Raw genomic sequence first — 2,833 nt, 5'->3', positions numbered from 1 at the left:
CCTGTTCCCGGCATCTAAGCCGAAGTCAGGCAGAAACTCCACTTATCCCCGCTGTGCAGATTTCCCGAGCCAGCTCTTTTTGCACGATCCGAAATGCGGAAATGGCGAAACGTAACTGGATTGGCGGTTAATTCTCCAGCGAGGCCGGCAACTTTGCATCGGCGGGTTTCGGTCGACGCCCGCGAAGCTTTTCGCCGTGATCGAGAAAGCGCACGAGTTCGCCCTTATCCCGCGGCGGCCGATCATCGACCGCCAGCTTGGTCGCGAGGACATGGGCGTCGTTCAGGGTGGTTCAGTGTCGTGGCAATTGGGCAGGCGGAGAGGATCAGGGCTTCAAGTGCCCCACCCACATGCCTCATACTTTGATGAGATAGTTCACGCTCATTTCGATTTTGCCAGAGGGAACAATCTCCGGCCGTACTTCGCCTACCTGTTCGAATCCGGCATTGAGGAGAACCCTCTCAGATGCAGGGTTTTCTTGAACTGTTCGGGCGCGAAGCCTTTTCAAGCCCAACTTGCGGGCTATTTCCATCCCCAGCGTGAGCGCGCGGCCCGATACCCTTCGGCCGCGATGTTGGGGAGCGACCCAATAGCCAATCTCTGCATCATCCGGCTTGATGTCGAAGAATACCAGACTTCCAAGGAATGAATCAGAGCCTGCATCCGAGATCGCCAGGACAGCCAAGGCTCCATCGCGTAATCCGTCCGCAATCGCGCCTTGGATCAGCTCACGAACGATCTGCGGCGTATACTTCTCCAACGGCAGGTGAGCGAAGCGCTTGACTAGAGCGTCGTTCGTCCCAGCGGCGTAGGCTTCCGCGTCCACGTCCGACATGGCTCTGATCGTCACCACTCCGTCCGAGATTGGCAAGACTGCTAGGAAATCTCGATCTGCCGATCCGCCAGGAGTATCGCTTAGGTTGACCATTCTTACTTCCGGTCTTGTGTCGATTGCTCGGGCTCCAGCTCACAATGCCGGCAATTTGTGGCGCGGCGTCCATGTGAATTCTCCGTGCCGCAGAATAGAGCATTGATCGTTGACTCGAACAATGTTCGAGATATAGAGTGATGCACCGGAGCGCACTTGACTGTCAAGCGCTTGTCAGGAGGGGAAATGGCGAAGAACGGACCACCAAAGGCAGATCGCAGTTCCCCCACGATTTGGCTAAAACCAGCCAAGCGCTCGCGCGACGTTCCGGCACTGACACGAGAACGCATTATCCAAGCTGCCGTCGAAATTCTCGACCTGCGAGGCCAAGACGGCCTGACGATACGCAAGTTGGCGGAGCGTCTAAATGCCGGCGCTACATCCCTCTATTGGCACGTTGAAACGCGAGACGATGTGCTTGAACTCGCACTGGACAGCGTTCTTGGAGAAATTCCCCTACCAACAGAGCCATTGGAATGGGACAAGGAGTTGACCCGTTTCCTGACAGAATGGCGTCGGACGCTTCTACGGCACCCTTGGTCAACCAGTCTATTTGGCTTTCGACCGCTGCTTGGCCCAAATGCTTTGGCTCGATCTGAGCATCTTCGTGCGACCCTCACACGGGCGGGCTTGCCCGAGGTCGATGTTATTCATGCGGGATACACGCTGTCGAACTTCATGCTCGGATCGGTTGCCACACAAGTTGCGTGGCAAGCCGGTGATGAAGCCGCAACCCGTTCCCGCGTCGCCTCTTTCCTTCGGGAACATGCGGCCGAGTATCCAGCCCTTTCCTCTCAGCTCGAAAGCGAATCCGATGATTGGGATGAGAGCTTTTGTCGTGGGCTGGGCTGGATAATTCGTTCCTTCGTTGCCTCATAGGGTGGCTAGACAATGCGGCGGCGGCGCTCAGCACCTATGATTGATCGGCAATGGGGGATGCCGACCCAGTTGGGTTCGCGCATTCCCCTCGCGTCGCTGATCCAGACGCTCGCCGTCGCCGAATACCTGAACATCCGTCATGCCGCCAACGCCCTCCGCACCAGCCAATCCAGCGTCAGCGCGAGGATCAAGGCGCTGGAAGAAGAACTTGGTATTCTCCTGTTCGAGCGCAACACGCGCGGCGTCCGGCTGACCGAAGCCGGACGCCTTTTTGTCGAACGGGTATCGGCCGGCGTCGATCAACTCGACCATGCGGTGAAAACCGCAGGGATGGCGGCGTCGGGGGAATGTGGCCGCCTGTGCATCGGTATCCACGCCCTTATCCCCGGCAGCTTCCTCGCGGAATTGATCGGACGATACCGGGAGGACCATCCCGGCATCGAGGTAAAGATTACCGAAGGCACAGCCCGCAATGCGGTGATGCAGCTTCGCGCCAACCGCCTGGATGTTGTGTTCGTGGCCGGTGCGCCCGAACTGCCCGACTGCCATTCCCGCCGCATCTGGAGCGAACCGCTGCTGGCCGTGCTGCCGGAGCGGCATCCGCTCGCCGGGCAGCCGACCGTCACTTGGGCAGACCTGGCCGGAGAGACGTTCCTTGTGCGCCACGGCGGCACCGGGCCGCAGGTTCACGACCATATCGTGCTGCGCCTTGCCGGGCGCTGGCCCGCGCCGTCGATCCTGCGCTTCGACATAGGGCGCGGCACGCTGCTTTCCATGGTCGGACAGGGCTTCGGCATCACCATCGTCGGCGCGGCCACGTCGCTGCTGCCAGCGCCCGGCGTAGTATTCCTGCCCTTTGCCGACGAACCGGAGCCAGTCCCATTCTCGGCCGTCTGGTCGCCGTTCAATCAAGGCACGGCGCTACGGAACCTGCTGGACCTCGCAGCCAGGATGAAGCGGGAGTCAGACCAATGACCGGTGGGAAAGCCTTATTGCTTCTAAGAGGAGGCCGGAGCGCCGTCATCC

Annotated in this window: 3 protein-coding genes and 1 pseudogene; 3 read left to right on the top strand and 1 reads right to left on the bottom strand. The window is 59.8% G+C overall.

Annotated elements, in window-relative coordinates; translation table 11 throughout:
* Positions 1-190 precede the first annotated feature (190 nt).
* Positions 191-325 (top strand): annotated as a pseudogene (locus P7F60_RS30120) (DUF3363 domain-containing protein); the annotation flags it as partial.
* A 30-nt stretch (positions 326-355) separates the two neighbouring features.
* On the opposite strand, the gene P7F60_RS30115 reads toward P7F60_RS30120, so the two are convergent.
* Positions 356-928: a GNAT family protein gene (locus P7F60_RS30115; RefSeq protein WP_277921166.1), complete on the bottom strand. Its 573-nt coding sequence runs from the start codon at positions 926-928 to the stop codon at positions 356-358.
* A gap of 186 nt (positions 929-1,114) precedes the next feature.
* Between P7F60_RS30115 and P7F60_RS30110 the strand changes: the two genes are divergently transcribed.
* Both P7F60_RS30110 and P7F60_RS30105 read left to right on the top strand, forming a co-directional pair.
* On the top strand, positions 1,115-1,807 hold the full coding sequence (locus P7F60_RS30110) for a TetR/AcrR family transcriptional regulator (protein WP_277921165.1): 693 nt from the start codon (positions 1,115-1,117) through the stop codon (positions 1,805-1,807).
* A 57-nt stretch (positions 1,808-1,864) separates the two neighbouring features.
* Positions 1,865-2,782, top strand: coding sequence for a LysR family transcriptional regulator (locus tag P7F60_RS30105; RefSeq protein WP_277921164.1), 918 nt, complete (start codon positions 1,865-1,867; stop codon positions 2,780-2,782).
* The last annotated feature ends 51 nt before the right edge of the window (positions 2,783-2,833 follow it).

The organism is Rhizobium sp. YJ-22 (assembly GCF_029601685.1).
Lineage (GTDB): Bacteria > Pseudomonadota > Alphaproteobacteria > Rhizobiales > Rhizobiaceae > Metarhizobium.
The sequence above is the reverse complement of the archived record's forward strand: the minus strand, read 5'-3'. Positions and strand labels throughout refer to the sequence as shown.

Coding starts and splice junctions, on each gene's coding strand:
- P7F60_RS30115 (WP_277921166.1), bottom strand. CDS start 928: ATGGTCAACCTAAGCGATACTCCTGGCGGATCGGCAGATCGAGATTTC.
- P7F60_RS30110 (WP_277921165.1), top strand. CDS start 1,115: ATGGCGAAGAACGGACCACCAAAGGCAGATCGCAGTTCCCCCACGATT.
- P7F60_RS30105 (WP_277921164.1), top strand. CDS start 1,865: ATGCCGACCCAGTTGGGTTCGCGCATTCCCCTCGCGTCGCTGATCCAG.